Consider the following 18099-nt stretch of genomic DNA (forward strand, 5'->3'; position numbering starts at 1 on the left):
GGCTCCATCTGAGTAGGTTGCGCGTTATGTCCGGTGTTCCGGTGGAGCGATCCTAGCAAGGCTGCTTATTCTTTAATAATATTTAAAAGGTATTTTTATATAACCAATCGTTCACACGCTCTGCGTGGGAATGCCGCCTTGGACGCTCTGCGTCTGCTTTGAAATGGTGACGCAGAGCGTCACAGGATGCCTTCCCACGCGGAGCGTGGGAACGATCATTGGAGGCGTGGATAACCCACGGCTTCAGCCTGCTGCCGGTAATCCAGCAGCACCTGGTAATCCGCTTCGGTGGCGGGCAGCACTTCGTGTACGCCGAGGGTTTGCACCACTTCGGGCAGATCCTGCAAGGCCAGGTTCATGGCCTCCCGCAGGTGTTCACTTGAGCCCGGCGCGCTGATGTAAGGCAGCGTCGGGCTGGGCGCGCTGCGAGTGACGATCCTCAGCCCGGCCACTTCCTCTGGCGCAAAACGGGCGAGGTAGTCGTAGGTCACGCTGTCGATGGCGGCAAGGTCGGCGCGGTTTTCCCGCAGCCAGCGCAGGCTTTCGCGATGGGCGCCGCTGATGCCGACTTCGGCAAAGAACCGACCGGCCTGCTGCAGCGGCGCCAGGCGTTCGCGCAGCAGGTTCATGCCGCTGTTGGAGTCATGGCCGTTGATCACGCCGCGGCTGTCTTGGAAGTCCGCCAAGGCAACGCGGGGATTGTCGTCGCGGGTCAGCAGCAGGCTGCAATGCTGGCCGCCGCTGCTATGGGGCAATTCGTAGCGCGGGCGGCCAATCACCTGGACTTGCCCGCGCAGCTCGGTCATCAGCGGGTAGCCGCAGGTTTGCGTCAGCAGCAATTGCGGGGCGCGCCACAGGCTGCGCAGGTCGAGATGATCAGCCTTGCGGCGGGTCGCGCCCAGGCGCTCAAGGATGCGCGAAAGCCAGCGCTCATTGGCCTGTTGCACCTGCTGCGGCGCCACGTACATCAGCAGTTCGGCGTAGCGGTCACTCATGGTCGTCTCTCAAGCAAAGGGGTGCCGTGGGCTGTCGATGGCCTTGAGCCCGTGACGGCCGATCAACTGGCCGTAACCCTGCACCAGGAACCCGCCGCTGCGCGCCACCCATTGTTCGCGGCGCGCGCGGTACACGGTGGGCAGCAAATACCACGGCAGCTTCGGCAAGTCGTGATGCACCAGGTGCAGGTTATTGTTGAGGAACAGCCAGGTCCACGGCCAGGCGGCTTCGTTAAGCACCGTGCGCTGTTCCGGTTGTGGGTGCGGGCGATGCTCATAGTAGGAACGGATCGCCGCCACCGACAAGGCCGGCACGCTGACCAGCGCCACGTAGTGCCACACCGGCAGCACGCTGTAGTGGGCGATGAAGGTCAGCATCAGCACGGTCACGGTGCCATGGCTCAGCCACATCAGCCACGCCTGGCGCTGGCCTTCGCGCAGACGCCTGACCTCGTTGCGCGCCAGCTTCCACAGCGCCAGCGGCGAACCCAACAGGAAGCGCCCCAGGACGGTCTTGGTCAGCCAATGCAAGGTGCGCTCGAACAGCGAACTGTCGTCCCACTGCCGCTGATTCAGGTAGCGGCTTTCCGGGTCGACACCGGGCACCGTCAGGTCTTCGTCGTTGTGGTGCACCAGGTGGCAGTTGCGGTACAGGGTGTAGGGGTACCAGACGGCAAACGGTGCGTAGCCGAGGAGTTTGTTCAAAGCAGTGAAGCGGGTGGGATGGCCGTGCAGCAGTTCGTGTTGCAGGGACATCCACAGCGTCACGAGCGGGATCAACAGTGCGGTACTCAGCCACAGGCCAAGCCAGTGGCTGGCGAGGATCACCGCAAACCAGCCGGCATAGACGCCGATCAACAGCAGCCAGGTCGGCCACTCGGTGCGGGCGGTAAAGGTCTGGGCCAGGGCTTCGATTTCCCGGCGCTGGGTTTCATCAAGGTAGTTGGACATCGGCAGCTCAGGGCAGGCGTGGCCGACGAAAAAGTCGGCTTCATCCTGCTCTGTGCAATGGGGCGGGAAAATCTTGCAGATCGTTTGGTGCTTAGCTTAGAACTTAATGACCGAACAGGTTGCTGTCGGTTTTCTTGGCCTTTTTCTCGGCGCGTTTTTCATCGGCGGTCTTTGCCGGTTTTTTCTTGTCAGCTTTCTTGGAATTCAGACCTTTGGCCATGATGCGTGCTCCACTTACAGGGGATGTAACACTGGGTATAACACCGATTGCCCAACAGAAGGCGCTTTGCCCGACTTATAATCTGCACCCCCTGGATTCGCGTGTTTGAAAACCATGCCCGAGTTGCACATCGACCGACTGGCAGAGCCGTTGTGGCCGCTGCTGAACAAGTTCTACCGCAGCCATAACTCGACAATGAAGGCCCTCAAGGGGGGCCAGTTGTGGGTGGCCAAGGGCAATGAGATTGTCGCGGGGCTGTGCCTGACGCCGGTGGAGGGTGGGCAGTGGTTGACCGGGCTGTTTGTCGACCCGGCGCTGCGTGGCCAGGGGCTGGCGGCGCAATTGATTCGCGCCTCGGTCGCAAGCGTTGAAGGCACGGTGTGGCTGCTGTGCCATCCGGACCTGGAAGGCTTTTATCAACGCCAGGGTTTTACCCAGGACACGTTGCTGCCGCAGTCCTTGTCGGAGCGCCTGGTGCGCTACAAACGCAACAAGCCGATGATCGCCATGGGCTTAGAACCGTTGGTGAGGTCGACCTTCAATAAAGTGTGATCAGCCGTTGTGGGCCCCATGCTAGCCTCGGCGGCACCAGCGGCCCATTACAGGATGATCATGAAAGCGACCCTTGCAGCCTTATCCCTTGCAGCCCTCCTCGCCCCGGCCTTGAGCCAGGCAGCCGAAGCGCCGGTTTCCGCCGAGCAGTATGCAACCGTGCTCGCCGGCAGTTGGCGCGTGCCGGCCAACAGCGCGCGTGATGGGTATCGTCACCCGCAGCAGACCCTGGAATTCTTTGGCCTGCGGGCCGACCAGACCCTGATCGAAATCACCCCCGGTGGTGGCTGGTACAGCGAGCTGCTGGCGCCGCTGCTCAAGGATAACGGCCACTACATCGCCGCCGTGCAGGCGCCGAACAGCAGTGCCTACGCGCGTACATCAGAAGAAAACCTGAAAAAGAAATTCGCCGCAGACCCGGTGCATTATTCCAAGGCCGGCTTCGCCGAGTTCGACCCCAAGGCTCCGGTGCTGGGCAAGCCTGGCTCGGCCGACACCGTGCTGACCTTTCGCAACGTGCATAACTGGGTGATGGCGGATACGGCGCCGGCGATGTTCGAGGCGTTCTTCAAGGTGTTGAAACCGGGCGGCGTGCTGGGGGTGGTGGATCACCGGGCCAAGGACGGGGCGTCGCTGGAAGACATCAAGCACAGCGGTTACCTGACCACCGCGTATGTGGTGAAACTGGCGACGGATGCGGGGTTCAAGCTTGAGGGGCAGAGCGAGGTGAATGCCAACCCGAAAGATACCAAGGACTACCCGGATGGGGTCTGGACCTTGCCGCCGGCGTTGACGTTGGGGGAAAAGGACAAGGCGAGGTATGTGGCGATTGGTGAGTCGGACCGGATGACGTTGCGGTTTGTGAAGCCCGCAAAATAAGCTGAATGCACACAGAACAAATGTGGGAGCGGGCTTGCTCGCGAATGCGGTGGATCAGTCTATATCTTCGGTGACTGGCACTCCGCTTTCGCGAGCAAGCCCGCTCCCACAGTTTGATGTGTGTTTTGCCTGAGGGTTATTCGTCTGCCGTAGGATCCATATCCGGGAACATCACTTCGATAAACCCGAACTTGCTGAAATCGGTAATCCGCGATGGGTACAGCCGGCCGATCAGGTGATCGCACTCGTGCTGTACCACCCGCGCGTGAAAGCCTTCGGCAATCCGCACAATCGGCTCGCCCTTGGGGTCAAACCCTTCGTAGCGAATCTGCTGGTAACGGTCCACTGCCCCACGCAAACCAGGCACCGACAGGCACCCTTCATAACCTTCTTCCAGCACCGGGCTAAGGGGCGTGATCAGCGGGTTGATGAGGATGGTCTGGGGCACGGCGGGCGCGTCCGGGTAGCGTTCGCTGCTCTCGAAACCGAAGATCACCAGTTGCAGGTCCACTCCAATCTGCGGTGCGGCCAGGCCGACGCCGCCGACGTGTTCCATGGTCTGGAACATGTCATCAATCAACTGCCACAGCTCGGGGCTGTCGAACATTTCCGGCGGAACCGGCGGGGCAATACGCAGCAGGCGCTCATCGCCCATTTTCAGGATTTCACGGATCATCGATCAGACTTCATCGGTAGTGGGCTTGAGGGAAGGGTCGCGGCCAAGGCCTGAGACATGCTTTTTTTCGTCGTGCTCGCCAAAGTCCTTTTCACCAGGATCCTTGCCTTCGGCCGACATGTGTTCGATCACCGCGTTCATCTCCGCCCCCAGCAACAGCACGGCAGCCGAGATGTAGAAGTACAACAGCAGCACAATGATCGCGCCGATACTGCCATACATGGCGTTGTAGTCGGCAAAGGTTTTGACGTAGTAGCCAAAACCCAGGGAAGCGACGATCCAGACCACCACCGCCAGGACCGATCCCGGGGTGATAAAGCGAAACTTCTGCTTCACGTCAGGCATCACGTAGTACATCAACGCCACGGAGAACATCAACAGGATGACGATCAGCGGCCAACGCAGGATGGTCCACAGCGTGACCACGAATTCCTGCATGCCGATCTGCCCCGCCAGCCATTCCATTACCTGCGGCCCGAGCACCATCAAGGCGGCGGCGGCCAACAGCATGCCGGCGAAGCCTACGGTGTAGAAAATCGACAGCGGGAAGCGCTTCCAGATCGGTCGGCCTTCCACCACGTCATAGGCGGCATTCATCGCACTCATCATCAGGCGCACACCCGCCGAGGCGGTGTACAGCGCGATCACGATACCCACCGACAACAGGCCACCCTTGGATTGCTGCAACTGGTCGATCACCGGGTTGACCTGCTCCAGGGCCTGGGGCGGCAATACCAGTTCCGATTGCATGCGCAGCCAGGTGAAGAAGTCCGGCAGGTGCAGGAAACCGATCAGGGCAATCAGGAACAGCAGGAAGGGAAACAGCGAGAACAGCATCTGGTAGGCCAGCGCCGAGGCGTACGTAGGCATCTCGTCATCGAGGAACTCTGTGACAGTGCGCACCAGCACTTTGTGCAGGGGCAAGCCTTGTAATACCGGAAAAATCATAGCGTCTCCTTTCGCCGCAAAAAGTTGAGTTCGTGGGCGACTCAGGGGCCGTTTTCTACATCAAGGTAGCTTATTTGGCGACCTTGAAACAATTTCCAAACTTTAATCACTGCAGGTGACACAAAAACGGCCATCCGTGGATGGCCGTCGGGCTGCTGGAGTGCAGGCAGCCAGGTCGGGACTATTTGACCGCTTTCTTTACTGCGTCCTTGGTGTCGCCGACTGCTTTTTGCACTTCACCTTTCTTTTCCTGAACCACGCCTTCAGCCCGCAACTTGTCGTTGCCGGTGACTTTGCCAACACCTTGCTTGATGTTGCCTACGGCTTCGTTCGCCAAACCTTTTGCCTTATCCGATGTGCTACTCATGGTATTTCTCCTGGGAACAATCAAGGATTTTGGTCACTACGTAATCGTTGACCCTTGGCCTTTCCAGAGAGTTTCAATTATTTTTTCAGCGGCATTTCATCGCGCCGTACAGGTTTGGCTTTATGTTTTGCGGCCAACCCACGAGAATGCCGGGCACATCCAGGCGCAAGCGCTGGGTAACAGATCCCGTAGGAAGGTTATGAAACTCAATAAAGCACAGGCCATTGCCCGCAGAAACCAGGAACTGGGCGGTGCCGTACTCGGTGTCAACAACTGCCACTTCACCGACCTGGACCGCAAACGCAACATCTGGTGGTTCGACCTGCCGGTGGGCCGGATTGCCGTGGGCCAGTACGAGTGGATCCACTTGTTGATGCACAACGCCGAGAGCGACCAGTTGCTGCACTTGAAGGTGCCAACGGTGTTTTTGCGCGAGAAGCTTGAAGGGCTGGTGGTGCGCAATGCTGGCAAGCGTAAGCCGGAGATTACCCTCGAGCTGAGTGCCGACAAGGACTCGTTCCTCAAGGACGTACGCCCGGCCGGTGCCGGTGTGAGCTTCGCGCAGTTCGCACTGTAGGAATACGGTAAAAACTGTGGGAGCGGGCTTGCTCGCGAAAGCGGAGTGTCAGTCACCGATATGTCACTGATACTCCGCTTTCGCGAGCAAGCCCGCTCCCACATTGGATTGCATTCCAAGTGGCGGAATCAGCGTTCAATAAAAAGCCCCGCATCTGCGGGGCTTTTTGTTGGGGCCGATTTACTTCTTCAAACCCAGCTTTTTCAGTTCTTCATCCCGCAGTTCGCGGCGCAGGATCTTGCCCACGTTGGTGGTCGGCAGCGCATCGCGGAATTCCACGGCCTTGGGCACCTTGTAGCCGGTGACGTTGGCGCGCATGTGCTCCATCACCTGGTCTTTGGTCAGGCTGGCACCCGGCTTGACCACGATGAAGATCTTGATGTGTTCCCCGGACTTCTCGTCCGGCACACCAATGGCCGCGCATTGCAGCACGCCCGGCAGGGTCGCCAGCACGTCTTCAAGCTCGTTGGGGTAGACGTTGAAACCGGAGACCAGAATCATGTCCTTCTTGCGGTCGACAATGCGCATGTAGCCATCCGGCTGGATGATCGCGATGTCACCGGTCTTCAGCCAGCCTTCGCTGTCGAGGATCTCGGCGGTGGCGTCTTCGCGCTGCCAGTAGCCCTTCATCACTTGCGGGCCCTTGACGCACAACTCGCCCACTTCACCCAGTGCCAGCTCGACGCCGTCATCGGTGATGACCTTGCACAGGGTCGACGGCACCGGAATGCCGATGGTGCCGATCTGGATGTTCTGGATCGGGTTCACGGTGGCCACCGGGCTGGTTTCGGTCATGCCGTAACCTTCGCAGATGGAGCAGCCGGTGACCGCTTTCCAGCGCTCGGCCGCCGCCAGTTGCAGGGCCATGCCGCCTGACAGGGTGACCTTCAGCGCCGAGAAATCCAGCTTGCGGAAGGCATCGTTGTTGCACAGGGCAACAAACAGGGTGTTCAGGCCGACAAAGCCGCTGAACTTCCACTTCGACAGTTCCTTGACCATCGCCGACAGGTCGCGCGGGTTGCTGATCAGGATGTTGTGGTTGCCGATCAGCATCATCGCCATGCAATGAAAGGTGAAGGCATAGATGTGGTACAGCGGCAGCGGGGTAATCAGGATCTCGCAACCTTCATTCAGGTTGGAGCCCATCAGCGCCTTGCACTGCAGCATGTTGGCGACGAGGTTGCGGTGGGTCAGCATCGCGCCCTTGGCCACGCCCGTGGTGCCGCCGGTGTATTGCAGCACGGCGACTTCGTCGCTGGCGGGGCTGACTTCGTTCACCGGCTGGCCGTGGCCCTTGGCCAATACGTCGTTGAACTTGATCGCCTTGGGCAAGTGATAGGCCGGGACCATCTTCTTCACGTACTTGATGACGCTGTTGATCAGCAGGCGCTTGAGCGGCGGCAACAGGTCGGCGACTTCGGTGACGATCACGTGCCGGACGGAAGTCTTGGGCACGACTTTTTCAGCCAGGTGCGCCATGTTGGCCAGGCAGACCAGGGCCTTGGCACCGGAGTCGTTGAATTGGTGTTCCATTTCCCGCGCGGTGTACAGCGGGTTGGTGTTGACCACGATCAGGCCGGCACGGATGGCACCGAACACGGCGACCGGGTATTGCAGGACGTTGGGCAGTTGCACGGCGATTCGATCACCGGGCTGCAAGTCGGTATGCTGTTGCAGGTAAGCGGCGAAGGCGCCGGACAGTTCGTACAGTTCACCGTAGGTGATTGTCTTGCCCAGGTTGCTGAAAGCCGGTTTGTTGGCGAAGCGTTGGCAGGACTGCTTCAGTACCGCCTGAATATTCGGATACTCGTCTGGATTGATTTCTGCAGCAATCCCGGCGGGGTACTTATCCTTCCAAAAGTCTTCGATCATGGAAGCCCACTCCTCAGCGACGCGAATTCATTCATCGCATTTGATGCGATTATTATTTGTTTGTTTTTGGGTGAGTCTGGCGGTTAAAAGCAGGCCAAGAGGTCACAAAGCGCGCCGAGAGTAGCAGCTTTGCCAAGGGCCGCCTAGAGCCAAAAGAGGCCCCTACGGTCATAAACATGACTCAAGAATATCTAATGGTCATTTTTAGAGCAAAGATTCTATAAGCCAAGAAAGGGCTCTGGAATGGGCATCTACGCATTTAAACTGAATGAATAAAAACCAAATGTGGGAGCGGGCTTGCTCGCGAAAGCGCAGTGTCAGTCACAGGATATGTCGACTGGTACACCGCTTTCGCGAGCAAGCCCGCTCCCACATTTTTTGACCTTATTTCAAATCAGGCTATGTCGCGCAATTCGCGCCGCAGGATCTTGCCCACCGGCGTCATCGGCAACGACTCACGCAACACAATATGCTTGGGCACCTTGTAGCCGGTGAAGTTGGCCTTGCAGTAGGTCTTCAGCTCTTCAAGGCTCACGCCCTGGGCACGGGCCACCACAAACAGCTTCACCGCCTCGCCGGTACGCTCGTCCGGCACGCCGATCACCGCGCAGCTGGCCACCGCCGGATGCGCCATCACCACGTCTTCGATCTCGTTGGGGTACACGTTGAACCCCGAGACGATGATCAGATCCTTCTTGCGATCAACGATGCGCACAAAGCCGTCCGGGTCGATCACCGCTATATCGCCGGTCTTGAGCCAGCCTTCGGCGTCCAGGGTCTCGGCGGTCGCCACCGGCTGCTGCCAGTAGCCCTTCATCACTTGCGGGCCCTTGATGCACAGCTCGCCCCGCTCGCCCAGCGGCAGCTCCGCGCCGTTGTCGTCGATGATCTTCATCGCCGTGCCCGGCACCGGAATGCCCACGGTGCCCAGCTTCGATTTGCCGCCATAGGGGTTGGTGCTGGCCACCGGTGAGGTTTCGGTCAAGCCGTAGCCTTCACCAATCGCGCAGCCGGTCAGTTGCTGCCAGCGCTCGGCCGTGGCCTTGACCAGTGCGGTGCCGCCGGAGTTGGTGAGCTTGAGGTGGGAGAAATCCAGGCTCTTGAAGTCCGGGTGGTCCATCAAGGCCACGAACAGGGTGTTGAGCCCCAGCAGCCCGGTGAAGCGCCACTTTTTCAGCTCCTTGATAAAGCCGCCGATGTCCCGGGGATTGGTGATCAGCACGTTGTGGTTGCCCGACACCATCATGCACATGCAATTCGCGGTGAAGGCATAGATGTGGTACAGCGGCAGCGGCGCCACCATCACCTCCTGCCCCTCCTTGATAAGCGGATGGCCGTCGTCCCCCAGTTGCGACATACACGCCCGCACTTGCTGCATGTTGGCCACCAGGTTGCCGTGGGTAAGCATCGCGCCCTTGGCCAGGCCGGTGGTGCCGCCGGTGTATTGCAGCACCGCGATGTCGTCGAGGGTCACCGGGTGGCGGTTGAGTGCCTGGCCGGCGCCCATGCGCAGGGCGCGCTTGAAGGAGATGGCTTGCGGCAGGTTATAGGCCGGGACCATCTTCTTCACCTTGTCGACCACGGTGTTGATCAGCCAGCCCTTGGCGGCAGGCATGAAGTCGCCCATCTTCGCTTCGATCAGGTATTCGATCTCGGTGTCCTTGCTGACTTCTTCAACCCGCGAGCCAAACAGGTTCAGGTACACCAGCGCACGAATGCCGGCATCCTTGAATTGGTGACGCATTTCCCGCGGGGTGTACAACGGGTTGGTGTTGACCACGATCAGCCCGGCGCGCAGGGCGCCGAACACGGCAATCGGATAATGCAGGACGTTGGGCATCTGCACGGCAATGCGGTCACCCGGCTTGAGGTCGGTGTGCCACTGCAGGTAACCGGCGAACGCGGCGCTGCGCCGATCCAGCTCGGCGTAGGTCAGGGTGATCCCCATGTTGCTGAACGCCGGACGATCGGCAAAGGTCTTGCAGGAACGCTCGAAGACTTCGATCACCGATTTATAGGCTGTGAGGTCGATCTCGTTGGGAACCCCGGCTGCGCGTTTGTCATTCCAGAAATCAGGTTGCATTATTCTTGTCCTCTTACCTGAGTGGTCCGGCCGCTTTTGATGTTGCGATGAAAGCGGAGCTTTGGGGACGTTAGCAGCTATGGTCAATCAGGCAAATACAACAAGATGCGTCATTGATTGTGTGAATCTCCCCGCCAAGGCCAGCGCTGATCCAGCGGCCTGCGGTGAATGAGCTATACACTGCAACGACCCTGAGCAAAGGAAGCGCCATGAACCACACCACTTTCTGGCTGACCGCGAATGACCGCAGTCGGGTGTACGTCAACCAGTGGCTGCCGGACGGGCCGCCCAAGGCGCTGATCATGCTGGCCCACGGCATGGCCGAGCACAGTGGCCGCTATGCCCGCCTGGCCCAGGCGTTGTGTGATGCCAGCTACGGCCTGTACGCCCCCGACCAGCGCGGCCACGGGCGTACCGCCGACGAGGGCACCCTGGGGCTGTTCGCCGAGAAAGACGGCTGGAACAAGGTGGTGGGCGACCTGGCGAGCCTCAACCAGCATATCGGCCAGCAAGCGCCGGGGGTGCCGATCATCCTGCTGGGCCACAGCATGGGCAGCTACATTGCCCAGGCGTACCTGCTGCACCACAGCGCGAGCCTTAACGGGGCGATTCTCAGCGGCTCGAATTTCCAGCCGGTGGCGCTGTACGGCGCGGCCAAGGTGATTGCCCATGTCGAACGCCTGCGCCAGGGGTTGCGCGGGCGCAGTGCGCTGATTGATTTCCTGTCATTTGGATCGTTCAACAAGGCGTTCAAACCCAATCGCACCGCTTTCGACTGGCTCAGCCGTGACCCGGCCGAGGTCGACAAGTACGTCAGCGACCCGCTTTGCGGCTTCCGTTGCACCAACCAGCTGTGGATCGACCTGCTGGGCGGCTTGCAGCAAATCAGCAAAGCGTCCAATCTCGCTCAGATAGACCCGGGGCTGCCCATCCTGATAATGGGCGGTGAATGTGATCCGGTCAGTGAAGGCAAGCGTCTCAAAAGTCTGGCCAATGCGTTGCGTGAAGCCGGCTGCCAGCACCTGGAGCTGAGCATTTACCCACAGGCGCGCCACGAATTATTCAACGAAACCAACCGTGATGCGGTCACAGCCGACGTGCTGACGTGGCTGGCCCAGGCAGCAGTGCTGCGCCGCCCTACTCGCTGCGAATGATTTTTCGTTTAAAATCAATATATTAAGATTTCTGATTAGCCACAGGATGCACCAACTGATGACCCAGGTTACCAACACGCCTTACGAAGCCCTCGAAGTCGGCCAGACCGCCAGCTACAGCAAGACCGTCGAAGAGCGCGATATCCAGTTGTTCGCGGCAATGTCCGGCGACCACAACCCGGTGCATCTGGACGCCGAATTCGCCAAGGCGACCATGTTCAAGGAGCGCATTGCCCACGGCATGTTCAGCGGCGCCCTGATCAGCGCGGCGGTTGCGTGCGAGTTGCCTGGGCCCGGCACGATATACATCGGCCAGCAAATGACCTTCCAGAAGCCGGTCAAAATCGGCGACACCCTGACCGTGCGTCTGGAAATCCTCGAGAAGCTGCCGAAATTCCGCGTGCGTATCGCCACCCGCGTATTCAACCAGCGCGATGAACTGGTGGTGGATGGCGAAGCCGAGATCCTCGCGCCACGCAAGCAGCAGACCGTGACCCTGACCGAACTGCCGGCCATCAGCATCGGTTGAACGAACGCCCATGAAAAAGCCCCGCATCTGCGGGGCTTTTTTATTCAGGCGGGGCTCAAGACTGAGCGCGAGCCTGGTTACGCAGGGCTTTCACCTGGTCGTGGTTGCGTTGCGCGCCGTGGAACTGACGCTCTACCAGGTCACGAATGCCCAGCAGGTTGTGCTTGTTGATCTTCTCGATCGCTTCTTTGTAAGCCTTCAGTGCGTGGTCTTCACCGCGCTCGGCTTCGTTCAGCACGGCTTCTTCGTCTTTACCGGTCACCATCGACTTCACGTCGACCCAACCACGGTGCAAGGCACCGGCGACGCTACCGGATTTTTCCGGATCACCACCCAGTGCTCTTACTGCGGTCTGCAGTTCGGCAGCGGCGGTACCGCAATCAACGGAACGTTTGGCAAACAGGGCTTTGAGTTCAGGGTGCTTGATGTCTTCTGCGCAGGTCTTGAAGCCTTCCTGGCCGTCTTTGCTGGTCTCGATCAGGTCGTTGAGTACGGAGATCGATTCTTTGTTGATATCAGTCATTTTTCAATTCCTTCGCGGGTTAAGAAACGTGTATTAGTAATTGCAGCGCCCGTGCCAGCTTTTGAAAAACAATTTATTACTTAAATTTCAATAAGTTAGCCAATACACAAAAATCTGTATCCGCTTTATTTGCATGATCTGTCATTTGGCCTCCATGCAGAATGCCTGTATTTTCCAAAGCACCGACTCAAACACCTGAAGCCGCAATGAACCCTGAAAAACTTGAACTGCTGATCACCCGCGAAATGCCCTTCGGCAAGTACAAGGGCCGGATCATTGCCGACTTGCCCGGCCCCTACCTGAACTGGTTCGCCCGTGAAGGTTTCCCCCATGGTGAACTGGGCGGGTTGCTGGCCCTGATGCAGGAAATCGACCACAACGGTTTATCCGAACTGCTGGAACCCCTACGCGCCAAGCACGGCAAGCCCTCCCCTCGTCATTAATAGAGCACGCACATGGACAGTACCCGCGACGAACAACACTGGCACGCCATCGCCCAGCGCTACGACCTGGAGCCCGGCCCGATCAACCTCGAAAACGGTTACTTCGGGCGCATGAGCCGCGCGGTACTTGAGCAGTATCAGGACAACGTCGCCTTCATCAACCGCAGCAACTCGATCCATGTGCGCCAGCGTTTCGAGCAGGGCGAAAACGTCGAGATCCGTAACCAGTTGGCGCAGTTGATGGACGCCGATCCTGAAGCCATCGCCCTCACCCGCTGCGCCTCGGATGCGTTGCAGTCGCTGATCCGCAACTACAACCGCTTGCAGCCCGGCGACCAGGTGCTGATCAGCGACCTGGAGTACGACACCGTCAAGGGCGCCATGCGCTGGCTGGCGCAGAATCGCGGTGTAGAAGTGATCGAGATTGCCCACGAACACCCGGCCAGTTTCGACAGCCTGGTGCAGACGTATCGCGATGCGTTCCTGCGCTATCCCCGCCTGAAACTGCTGGCACTGACCTACGTGACCCACCGCACCGGGCTGGTGATGCCGGTGGAGGCGATTGCCGGCGCTGCCAGGGAACATGGAATTGATGTGATCCTCGATGGCGCCCATGCGCTGGGGCAGATCGAGTTCAACCTGGCGCAGTTGGGTATCGCGTTTGCCGGTTTCAACCTGCACAAGTGGATCGGTGCGCCGTTGACCCTGGGCTTTATCTACATCGACCCACAACGCTTGGCGGACATTGATCCGGACATGGGTGAGTTTCATTACCCGGCCACCGATGTACGTGCCCGCACGCCATACAGTACGCCGAATTTCCCGGCGTTGATGACCTTGCCGCTGGTGTTCGAGGAGCATCGCTTGTTGGGCGGTTCGAAGGCCAAGGGTGCCCGACTCAACTACCTGCGGGATTTGTGGGTGAGTGAGGTGCGGCAGTTGCCGGGGATTGAAGTGCTGACGCCGGATGATCCACGGCTGTACTGCGCGATTACGTCGTTCAAGTTCACTCATCAGCCGGATCAACAGGTGATGGCGGACCGACTGCTCAAGGAATACAACCTCTTCACCACAACCCGCAGCGGGGCCTCGTTCGGCAGTTGTATTCGGGTGACACCAGGCTTTTTGACGTCAGCGGCGGACATTCATGCGCTGATCAAAGCCATCACCGAACTGAGCGCGATATCACTGTAGGAGCGAGCTTGCTCGCGAAGGTCGTTAACGATGACACGGGAAACCTGACACCCAGCGGTGCTCTCGGTTTTTTCGCGAGCAAGCTCGCTCCTACAGTGGGAGTGGGCCATTTTCCGCAGGCAAAAAAAAGCGGTACACCGACCAAGTGCACCGCAAAAATGCCGTAGAACACAGCAACAACGATTCGGTAAATCCAATCAGTCCAGCAGGGCCAGCGCCTCGGCGGTGGTTTCCTGGATGCGTGCCCAGTCGCCGTTCTTGACCCACTCCGGATCAAGCATCCAGCTACCGCCCACGCACATCACATTTTTCAACGCCATGTAGCTCTTGATGTTGGCCGGCCCAACACCGCCAGTCGGGCAGAATTTCACTTCGCCAAACGGGCCGCCCAGGGCCTTGATCGCCGCCACGCCACCGCTGACTTCAGCCGGGAACAGCTTGAAGCGGCGATAACCCAGGCCATAACCTTCCATGATCCCGGAGGCATTGCTGATGCCCGGCAACAGCGGAATCGAGCTGTGTACCGAGGCTTCCAGCAGGTCACGGGTAATCCCGGGGGTGACGATAAATTGCGAACCGGCCACTTCGGCCGCTTCCAGCATATGACGATCCAGCACGGTACCGGCACCGGTGCACAGCTCCGGACGCTGCTCACGCAGTACCTGGATGGCCTTGAGGCCGAACTGCGAACGCAGGGTCACTTCCAGTGCGGTCAAACCACCGGCTGCCAGGGCATCGGCCAGCGGCAGGATGTCCTGTTCACGGGCAATGGTGATCACCGGCAGGATCCGCGCCTTGGCGCAGAGGCTGTCGATCAAGGCAACTTTGTCCGCCATGGAAACGGTAGGTTGAGGGCTGTTCATCGCGGCTGATCCTTGGCTCATGGGCACCAGTAAATCTCTAGAGTAGGTTGCAAAAACGCGCGTATCGGCATGGCAGCAACGTCGTCACTGGCCAGCGCGGCGCTCAAGGTGGTCAATTTCGAGCTGCCGGAAATCGACAGCACGGTGTAGTGGGCGGTGGCCAGCAGCGCGCGACTCATGGTCAGGCGCTGGTGCGGCACAGTCGGCGCCAGCATCGGCCAGCAACGACGGCTGCCGTCCGGCTTCAACGCTTCAGCCAGGTTCGGGCTGTTGGGGAACAGCGACGCGGTGTGGCCGTCGTCGCCCATGCCCAGTACCAGCACATCAATCGCCGGCAACTCGGCCAGCAGGCGATCGGCCTGCTCGGCAGCGTCGTCAAGGGTGGCGGCGACGCTGTACAGGCTCAGGAACTTGGCCTTGGCCGCCGGGCCTTGCAGCAAATACTTCTTCAACAGGCCGGCATTGCTGTCGGCATGTTCCACCGGCACCCAGCGCTCGTCGGCCAGGGTGATGGTCACCTTGGACCAGTCCAGGCCTTGCTTGGCGAGGTTCTGGAAGAACGCCACCGGGCTGCGGCCGCCGGACACCACCAGGGTCGCCTCGCCACGGGCACTGATGGCCGCGCGCAGTTGTTCGGCCACGTCATTGGCCAAGCCATCCGCCAGCAGCACCGGGTTGCGGTACTCATGGGCAGTCACGCCCTGAGGCAGTTTCAAATCAGATATCGCCATACCAAGACCTCCCGTCCCGCGTGATCAGTGCAATCGAGCTCATTGGCCCCCAGGACCCCGCCGCGTACGGCTTGGGCGCATCACCGGATTTTTTCCATCCGGCGATCAACTGGTCACACCACTTCCACGCAGCTTCGATTTCATCTTTGCGCACAAACAGGTTCTGGTTGCCACGCATTACTTCCAGCAACAGCCGCTCGTAGGCATCGGGAATCCGTGCGCTGCGATAGGTGTCGGAAAAATTCAGTTGCAGCGGGCCGCTGCGCAGTTGCATGCCCTTGTCCAGGCCCTGCTCCTTGGTCATCACGCGCAAGGAAATCCCTTCGTCCGGTTGCAGGCGGATGATCAGTTTGTTGCTGATCTGCAAGCGCTGCTCCGGGGCGAAGATGTAGTGGGACGGTTCCTTGAAGTGGATGACGATCTGCGACAGTTTTTGCGGCATGCGCTTGCCGGTACGCAGGTAGAACGGCACCCCGGCCCAACGCCAGTTACGGATATCGGCACGCAGGGCGACGAAGGTCTCGGTGTCGCTCTGGGTGTTGGAGTTCTCTTCTTCCAGGTAACCCGGTACCGGCTTGCCGGCGCTGTAGCCGGCGATGTATTGGCCACGCACCACCTGGGTGGTCAGGCCGTCCGGGCTGATGGGCGCCAGGGCCTTGAGCACCTTGACCTTCTCGTCCCGAATACTGTCGGCAGACAGGTCGGCGGGCGGGTCCATGGCGATCAGGCACAGCAGCTGCAGCAGGTGGTTCTGGATCATGTCCCGCAGCTGCCCGGCCTTGTCGAAATAGCCCCAGCGACCTTCGATGCCTACTTGCTCGGCCACGGTGATTTCCACGTGGGAGATGTAGTTCTGGTTCCACTGGGTTTCAAACAGGCTGTTGGCAAAACGCAGGGCGATCAGGTTCTGGACGGTCTCTTTGCCCAGGTAGTGGTCGATGCGGTAGGTGCGGTTTTCCGGGAAGAACTGCGCCACTGCGTCGTTGACCTTGCGCGAGGAATCCAGGTCCGAGCCGATGGGTTTTTCCAGGACCACGCGGGTATTTTCCGCCAGGCCGACCTTGGACAGGTTCTCGCAGATCGCGCCATACACCGCCGCCGGGGTAGCGAAGTAGGCGATCAGGCGTTGTTCGGTGCCGGCGTTCTCTGCCAGGGCGACGTAGTCATCGGCCTTCAGGAAGTCGACATGCAGGTACGTCAGGCGGGCCAGGAAACGCTGGGCGACGGTTTCGTCCAGTTCCTTGCCAACGTAACCACGCAATTCTTTTTCAATGTGGGCCAGGTGCTGTTGCTCGGAACCGGCCTCACGGGCCAGGGCCAGGATGCGCGTGTCTTCGTGCAGCAGGCCCGCACCATCGAGTTGATAGAGGGCAGGAAATAACTTGCGCAGCGCCAGATCACCCAAGGCGCCAAACAGGGCAAAGGTGCAGGGTTCTACGGTTATCGAAGGCATGATGTTTGTTCTTTTATCAAGTTAAGCTACAAATACCTTTTTTTAAGGCATCACTCAAGGAAAAATGTAGTAATAACCACAACATTTTCCCGAAAAACGTATTCCGAGTGGTGGTGTTCAACTACCCTCAGTAGGATAGGCCACCGCAAAGGGCCGCTCGTCGATTGGTTGACGACCCTTATTTGCATCGTCGCCCTAAGGAAACATGAATGGACCGCGTGCGAAATCTACTGGAACAGATCCAGAAACGCCTCGAAGAACTGAACAAGGCTGAACGTAAAGTCGCCGAGGTCATCCTGCTCAACCCGCAGCAGGCGACCCGCTTCTCTATCGCCGCCCTCGCCCAGGCCGCTTCGGTCAGCGAACCTACAGTGAACCGCTTCTGCCGCTCGTTCGGCGTGAGTGGTTACCCTGAACTTAAATTGCAGCTGGCGCAAAGCCTGGCCAGCGGCGCGGCGTATGTCAGCCGCGCGGTGGAGGCCGATGATAACCCGGAGGCCTACACCCAGAAGATCTTCGGCAGTGCCATCGCGTCCCTCGACAGCGCCTGCCAGGCCCTGGACCCGAACCTGATCAGCAAGGCCGTCGACCTGCTGATCCAGGCTCGGCAGATCCACTTCTTCGGCCTGGGTGCTTCGGCGCCGGTGGCCATGGACGCGCTGCACAAGTTTTTCCGTTTCAACCTGTCGGTCACGGCCCACGCCGATGTGCTGATGCAGCGGATGATCGCCTCGGTGGCCCACACCGGGGAGTTGTTCGTGATCATTTCCTACACCGGGCGTACCCGTGAACTGGTGGAAGTAGCACGTATTGCGCGGGAAAACGGCGCCTCGGTGCTGGGCGTGACCGCCGAAAATTCGCCGCTGGCCAAGGCCAGTACGGTGAGCCTGAACATTCCGTTGCCGGAAGACACCGACATCTACATGCCGATGACCTCGCGGATCATTCAGTTGACGGTGCTGGATGTACTGGCGACGGGCATGACCTTGCGTCGCGGGGTGGATTTCCAGCCGCACTTGCGCAAGATCAAAGAGAGCTTGAACGACAGCCGGTATCCGGTTGGGGATGAATTCAACTAGGCCCGAATCT

General features: G+C 59.6%; 19 protein-coding genes and 1 pseudogene. 9 read left to right on the plus strand and 11 right to left on the minus strand.

Features of this window, described 5'->3' with window-relative positions; translation table 11 throughout:
- Window positions 1–215: 215 nt before the first annotated feature.
- Window positions 216–995: a PhnD/SsuA/transferrin family substrate-binding protein gene (locus V6607_RS25450; RefSeq protein WP_134327213.1), complete on the minus strand. Its 780-nt coding sequence runs from the start codon at window positions 993–995 to the stop codon at window positions 216–218.
- A 9-nt stretch (window positions 996–1004) separates the two neighbouring features.
- On the minus strand, window positions 1005–1946 hold the full coding sequence (locus tag V6607_RS25455; protein ID WP_003213058.1) for a fatty acid desaturase: 942 nt from the start codon (window positions 1944–1946) through the stop codon (window positions 1005–1007).
- Between the two features lie 334 nt (window positions 1947–2280).
- Between V6607_RS25455 and V6607_RS25460 the strand changes: the two genes are divergently transcribed.
- A complete protein-coding gene (locus tag V6607_RS25460) occupies window positions 2281–2718 on the plus strand; it encodes a GNAT family N-acetyltransferase (RefSeq protein ID WP_134327695.1) in 438 nt (145 codons plus the stop codon).
- Between the two features lie 60 nt (window positions 2719–2778).
- Window positions 2779–3597: a class I SAM-dependent methyltransferase gene (locus tag V6607_RS25465; RefSeq protein WP_134327214.1), complete on the plus strand. Its 819-nt coding sequence runs from the start codon at window positions 2779–2781 to the stop codon at window positions 3595–3597.
- A 136-nt stretch (window positions 3598–3733) separates the two neighbouring features.
- Here V6607_RS25465 and def read toward each other — a convergent pair whose 3' ends face one another.
- The 3 genes from def to V6607_RS25480 all read right to left on the minus strand — a co-directional run bounded on the left by def (window position 3734) and on the right by V6607_RS25480 (window position 5588).
- Window positions 3734–4273, minus strand: a complete 540-nt coding sequence (gene def / locus V6607_RS25470; RefSeq protein WP_003213049.1) for a peptide deformylase — start codon at window positions 4271–4273, stop codon at window positions 3734–3736.
- A 3-nt stretch (window positions 4274–4276) separates the two neighbouring features.
- Window positions 4277–5221 carry a YihY/virulence factor BrkB family protein gene (locus V6607_RS25475; RefSeq protein ID WP_003213047.1) on the minus strand — a complete coding sequence of 315 codons (945 nt, stop codon included), beginning with the start codon at window positions 5219–5221 and terminating at the stop codon, window positions 4277–4279.
- A gap of 181 nt (window positions 5222–5402) precedes the next feature.
- On the minus strand, window positions 5403–5588 hold the full coding sequence (locus V6607_RS25480) for a CsbD family protein (RefSeq protein WP_003213044.1): 186 nt from the start codon (window positions 5586–5588) through the stop codon (window positions 5403–5405).
- A 199-nt stretch (window positions 5589–5787) separates the two neighbouring features.
- Here V6607_RS25480 and V6607_RS25485 point away from each other — a divergent pair, with 199 nt between their 5' ends.
- A complete protein-coding gene (locus tag V6607_RS25485) occupies window positions 5788–6165 on the plus strand; it encodes a hypothetical protein (RefSeq protein WP_003213043.1) in 378 nt (125 codons plus the stop codon).
- A gap of 180 nt (window positions 6166–6345) precedes the next feature.
- On the opposite strand, the gene fadD1 is transcribed toward V6607_RS25485, so the two are convergent.
- On the minus strand, window positions 6346–8037 hold the full coding sequence (gene fadD1, locus V6607_RS25490; RefSeq protein WP_003213041.1) for a long-chain-fatty-acid--CoA ligase FadD1: 1692 nt from the start codon (window positions 8035–8037) through the stop codon (window positions 6346–6348).
- A 394-nt stretch (window positions 8038–8431) separates the two neighbouring features.
- Window positions 8432–10120 carry a long-chain-fatty-acid--CoA ligase FadD2 gene (gene fadD2, locus V6607_RS25495; protein WP_003213039.1) on the minus strand — a complete coding sequence of 563 codons (1689 nt, stop codon included), beginning with the start codon at window positions 10118–10120 and terminating at the stop codon, window positions 8432–8434.
- Window positions 10121–10329: 209 nt separating this feature from the next.
- On the opposite strand from fadD2, the gene V6607_RS25500 reads away from it, so the two are divergent.
- Window positions 10330–11274: an alpha/beta hydrolase gene (locus V6607_RS25500; protein WP_008431585.1), complete on the plus strand. Its 945-nt coding sequence runs from the start codon at window positions 10330–10332 to the stop codon at window positions 11272–11274.
- Between the two features lie 58 nt (window positions 11275–11332).
- Window positions 11333–11803: a MaoC family dehydratase gene (locus V6607_RS25505; RefSeq protein ID WP_003213034.1), complete on the plus strand. Its 471-nt coding sequence runs from the start codon at window positions 11333–11335 to the stop codon at window positions 11801–11803.
- A 55-nt stretch (window positions 11804–11858) separates the two neighbouring features.
- Here V6607_RS25505 and V6607_RS25510 read toward each other — a convergent pair whose 3' ends face one another.
- Window positions 11859–12326, minus strand: coding sequence for a PA2169 family four-helix-bundle protein (locus V6607_RS25510; RefSeq protein WP_008431582.1), 468 nt, complete (start codon window positions 12324–12326; stop codon window positions 11859–11861).
- A 206-nt stretch (window positions 12327–12532) separates the two neighbouring features.
- On the opposite strand from V6607_RS25510, the gene V6607_RS25515 reads away from it, so the two are divergent.
- The 3 genes and pseudogenes from V6607_RS25515 to V6607_RS25525 form a co-directional block, all read left to right on the plus strand.
- Window positions 12533–12769: a DUF3820 family protein gene (locus tag V6607_RS25515; protein WP_265813452.1), complete on the plus strand. Its 237-nt coding sequence runs from the start codon at window positions 12533–12535 to the stop codon at window positions 12767–12769.
- Between the two features lie 12 nt (window positions 12770–12781).
- Complete coding sequence (locus V6607_RS25520; protein ID WP_134327216.1) at window positions 12782–13963, plus strand: aminotransferase class V-fold PLP-dependent enzyme; 1182 nt, start codon at window positions 12782–12784, stop codon at window positions 13961–13963.
- Window positions 13954–14061: pseudogene (locus V6607_RS25525) on the plus strand (outer membrane lipoprotein carrier protein LolA); the annotation flags it as partial. The gene V6607_RS25520 and the pseudogene V6607_RS25525, both read left to right, overlap by 10 nt.
- A gap of 99 nt (window positions 14062–14160) precedes the next feature.
- Here the strand turns inward: V6607_RS25525 and V6607_RS25530 are convergent.
- Genes V6607_RS25530 through zwf form a run of 3 tightly spaced genes read right to left on the minus strand, consistent with a single transcriptional unit; the run spans window position 14161 to window position 17010 of the window.
- A complete protein-coding gene (locus V6607_RS25530) occupies window positions 14161–14826 on the minus strand; it encodes a bifunctional 4-hydroxy-2-oxoglutarate aldolase/2-dehydro-3-deoxy-phosphogluconate aldolase (protein WP_003213027.1) in 666 nt (221 codons plus the stop codon).
- A 17-nt stretch (window positions 14827–14843) separates the two neighbouring features.
- Window positions 14844–15557: a 6-phosphogluconolactonase gene (gene pgl / locus V6607_RS25535; RefSeq protein WP_008431579.1), complete on the minus strand. Its 714-nt coding sequence runs from the start codon at window positions 15555–15557 to the stop codon at window positions 14844–14846.
- Window positions 15544–17010, minus strand: coding sequence for a glucose-6-phosphate dehydrogenase (gene zwf / locus V6607_RS25540; protein WP_003213023.1), 1467 nt, complete (start codon window positions 17008–17010; stop codon window positions 15544–15546). Before zwf ends, pgl begins: the two co-directional genes overlap by 14 nt.
- A gap of 218 nt (window positions 17011–17228) precedes the next feature.
- Between zwf and V6607_RS25545 the strand changes: the two genes are divergently transcribed.
- A complete protein-coding gene (locus V6607_RS25545; protein ID WP_173406104.1) occupies window positions 17229–18089 on the plus strand; it encodes a MurR/RpiR family transcriptional regulator in 861 nt (286 codons plus the stop codon).
- The last annotated feature ends 10 nt before the right edge of the window (window positions 18090–18099 follow it).

The organism is Pseudomonas sp. KK18 (genome assembly GCF_037094675.1).
Lineage (GTDB): Bacteria > Pseudomonadota > Gammaproteobacteria > Pseudomonadales > Pseudomonadaceae > Aquipseudomonas.

Bases quoted from the DNA above. Each gene is read 5' to 3' on its own strand.
- V6607_RS25450 (WP_134327213.1), bottom strand. From the start codon at position 995: ATGAGTGACCGCTACGCCGAACTGCTGATGTACGTGGCGCCGCAGCAG.
- V6607_RS25455 (WP_003213058.1), bottom strand. From the start codon at position 1,946: ATGTCCAACTACCTTGATGAAACCCAGCGCCGGGAAATCGAAGCCCTG.
- V6607_RS25460 (WP_134327695.1), top strand. From the start codon at position 2,281: ATGCCCGAGTTGCACATCGACCGACTGGCAGAGCCGTTGTGGCCGCTG.
- V6607_RS25465 (WP_134327214.1), top strand. From the start codon at position 2,779: ATGAAAGCGACCCTTGCAGCCTTATCCCTTGCAGCCCTCCTCGCCCCG.
- def (WP_003213049.1), bottom strand. From the start codon at position 4,273: ATGATCCGTGAAATCCTGAAAATGGGCGATGAGCGCCTGCTGCGTATT.
- V6607_RS25475 (WP_003213047.1), bottom strand. From the start codon at position 5,221: ATGATTTTTCCGGTATTACAAGGCTTGCCCCTGCACAAAGTGCTGGTG.
- V6607_RS25480 (WP_003213044.1), bottom strand. From the start codon at position 5,588: ATGAGTAGCACATCGGATAAGGCAAAAGGTTTGGCGAACGAAGCCGTA.
- V6607_RS25485 (WP_003213043.1), top strand. From the start codon at position 5,788: ATGAAACTCAATAAAGCACAGGCCATTGCCCGCAGAAACCAGGAACTG.
- fadD1 (WP_003213041.1), bottom strand. From the start codon at position 8,037: ATGATCGAAGACTTTTGGAAGGATAAGTACCCCGCCGGGATTGCTGCA.
- fadD2 (WP_003213039.1), bottom strand. From the start codon at position 10,120: ATGCAACCTGATTTCTGGAATGACAAACGCGCAGCCGGGGTTCCCAAC.
- V6607_RS25500 (WP_008431585.1), top strand. From the start codon at position 10,330: ATGAACCACACCACTTTCTGGCTGACCGCGAATGACCGCAGTCGGGTG.
- V6607_RS25505 (WP_003213034.1), top strand. From the start codon at position 11,333: ATGACCCAGGTTACCAACACGCCTTACGAAGCCCTCGAAGTCGGCCAG.
- V6607_RS25510 (WP_008431582.1), bottom strand. From the start codon at position 12,326: ATGACTGATATCAACAAAGAATCGATCTCCGTACTCAACGACCTGATC.
- V6607_RS25515 (WP_265813452.1), top strand. From the start codon at position 12,533: ATGAACCCTGAAAAACTTGAACTGCTGATCACCCGCGAAATGCCCTTC.
- V6607_RS25520 (WP_134327216.1), top strand. From the start codon at position 12,782: ATGGACAGTACCCGCGACGAACAACACTGGCACGCCATCGCCCAGCGC.
- V6607_RS25530 (WP_003213027.1), bottom strand. From the start codon at position 14,826: ATGAACAGCCCTCAACCTACCGTTTCCATGGCGGACAAAGTTGCCTTG.
- pgl (WP_008431579.1), bottom strand. From the start codon at position 15,557: ATGGCGATATCTGATTTGAAACTGCCTCAGGGCGTGACTGCCCATGAG.
- zwf (WP_003213023.1), bottom strand. From the start codon at position 17,010: ATGCCTTCGATAACCGTAGAACCCTGCACCTTTGCCCTGTTTGGCGCC.